The organism is Acidovorax sp. NPDC077693, from assembly GCF_044542805.1.
GTDB lineage: Bacteria > Pseudomonadota > Gammaproteobacteria > Burkholderiales > Burkholderiaceae_C > Acidovorax.
Map to the genome: position 1 here is coordinate 1 of NZ_JBITVD010000037.1, position 2,849 is coordinate 2,849.

Genomic DNA, 2,849 nt, shown 5'->3' on the forward strand with positions numbered 1-2,849 from the left:
CTGCTGGAGCGCAAGGGCGAGCCCACGCTGCTGGTCACCACGCGCGGCTTTCGCGATGCGCTGCGCATCGCGTACCAGAACCGTCCGCGCCTGTTCGACCGCCATATCCAGTTGCCCGAGCTGCTCTACACCGAGGTGATCGAGGCCCGCGAACGCATGGGTGCGCACGGCAGCGTGATGCTGCCCCTGGACGAGCCCACGCTGCGCGGCGATTTGCTGGCAGCCTACGCGCGCGGCCTGCGCAGCGTGGCCATCGTGTTCATGCACGGCTACCGCTACGCGCAGCACGAAAAGGCGGCGCAGCGCATCGCGCGGTCGGTCGGGTTCACGCAGATCAGCACATCGCATGAAACCAGCCCCATGATGAAGTTCGTGAGCCGCGGCGACACCACGGTGGTGGATGCATACCTCTCGCCCATCCTGCGCCGCTACGTGGACCAGGTGGCCAGCGAGATGCCGGGCGTCAAGCTGTTCTTCATGCAGTCGTCCGGTGGCCTCACCGATGCGGGCACCTTCCAGGGCAAGGACGCCATACTGTCCGGCCCGGCCGGCGGCATCGTGGGCATGGCGCGCACCGCAGGGCTGGCGGGGCATGAGAAGGTCATCGGCTTCGACATGGGCGGCACGTCCACCGACGTGAGCCACTACGCCGGTGCGTTCGAGCGCGAGTTCGAAACCCATGTGGCCGGCGTGCGCATGCGCGCACCCATGATGAGCATCCATACGGTGGCAGCCGGCGGCGGGTCGGTGCTGGCGTACGACGGATCGCGGTTCCGGGTGGGCCCGGAGAGCGCGGGTGCCAACCCCGGCCCCGTCAGCTACCGCCGCGGCGGCCCGCTGGCCGTGACGGACGCGAACGTGATGGTCGGCAAGGTGCAGCCACGCTACTTCCCCAGCGTGTTCGGCCCTGCCGCCAACGAGACGCTGGATGCCGACGCGGTGCGCGCACGTTTTCAGGACATCGCCACGCAGACCCAGCGCAAGCCCGAGGAAGTGGCCGAAGGCTTCATCCAGATCGCCGTGCAGCAGATGGCCAACGCGATCAAGAAGATCAGCGTGGCGCGCGGCTACGACGTCACGCGCTACACGCTGCAGTGCTTTGGCGGCGCGGGCGGCCAGCACGCCTGCCTGGTGGCCGACGCCCTGGGCATGACGCGGGTGTTCGTGCACCCGCTGGCGGGCGTGCTCAGCGCCTACGGCATGGGCCTGGCGGACCAGAACGTGATCCGTGAGCAGGCGGTGGAGATGCCGCTCGCCACCGAGGTGCTGCCCCTGATTGCCGAGCGGCTGGACGCGCTGGGCTCTGCCGCCCAGGCCGAGCTGGAGCGCCAGCAGGTCAGCGCCAACCCCGTGCAGGTGCGCCACAACGTGCATGTGCGCTACGAGGGCACCGACTCCGCGCTGGTCGTGCCCTTCGGCGACATGGCGACCATCCAGTCCGCCTTCGAAGCGGCGTACCGCCAGCGCTTTGCCTTCCTGATGGTGGGCAAGGGCCTGGTGGTGGAGGCAGTGTCGGTCGAGGCGGTGATCGCCGGCGATGCGCCCGCCGAGCCGCGCCTGCCGGTGCACGCCCACCGCAAGCACCCGCTGCGCGAGACGGTGCAGATGTATTCGGGCAGCGAGTGGCACGACGCAGCCCTGGTGGTGCGCGAGGACCTGCGCCCTGGCGACGTGGTCCCGGGCCCCGCGATCATTGCCGAGAAGAACACCACCACCGTGGTGGAGCCCGGCTGGTCGGCGCGCCTGACCGACCTGGACCACCTGGTGCTGGACCGCGTGACCGCGCGCAAGGTCCAGTACGCCGCCGGCACCACGGTGGACCCGGTGCTGCTGGAGGTGTTCAACAACCTGTTCATGAACATCGCCGAGCAGATGGGCCTGCAGCTGCAGAACACGGCCTATTCGGTGAACATCAAGGAGCGCCTGGACTTCAGCTGCGCGCTGTTCGATGCTGCCGGCAACCTCATTGCCAACGCGCCGCACATGCCGGTGCACCTGGGTTCGATGGGCGAGAGCATCAAGACCGTGATCCGCGAGAACACCGGCAAGATGCACCCGGGCGATGTGTTCATGCTCAACGACCCCTACCACGGCGGCACCCATCTGCCCGATGTGACGGTGATCACGCCGGTCTACGTGGCCGCAGGCGCAGAGCCCACGTTCTACGTCGGCAGCCGGGGCCACCATGCGGACATTGGCGGCACCACGCCGGGCTCCATGCCGCCGTTTTCGACGCGCATCGACGAAGAGGGCGTGCAGATCAACAACGTGAAGCTGGTGGACCGCTGCATCTTCCTGGAAGAGGAGGTGCGCACGCTGCTGGCCACGGGCGGCGGCACCACCCAGTACCCCAGCCGCAACCCCCAGCAGAACCTGGCCGACCTGCGCGCGCAGATCGCGGCCAACGAAAAGGGCGTGCAGGAACTCTCCAAGATGGTGGAGCAGTTCGGCCTGCCCGTCGTGCAGGCCTACATGCGCCATGTGCAGGACAACGCCGAAGAGTCGGTGCGCCGCGTGATCACGCAGCTCAAGGACGGGCAGTTCACCCTGCCGCTCGACAACGGCGCGCAGATCAGCGTGTCGGTCAAGGTCAACGTGGCCGAGCGCAGCGCGGTGATCGACTTTGCGGGCACCAGCGCGCAGCAGACCAACAACTTCAACGCGCCGCGTGCGGTGTGCATGGCCGCGGTGCTGTACGTGTTCCGCACGCTGGTGGACGACGATATTCCGCTCAACGCCGGGTGCTTGAAGCCCTTGCAGGTCATCATCCCGCAGGGCTCCATGCTCAACCCCAACCCGCCGGCCTCGGTGGTGGCGGGCAATGTGGAGACCTCCACCTGCATCACCAA

1 protein-coding gene is annotated in these 2,849 nt (G+C 68.1%); it reads left to right on the forward strand.

Annotation, left to right across the window (positions count from 1 at the left end; genetic code table 11):
* Window positions 1-2,849, forward strand: a 2,849-nt coding sequence (locus ACIGHN_RS27965) for a hydantoinase B/oxoprolinase family protein (protein WP_396507580.1), incomplete at both ends; no start/stop codon positions are given.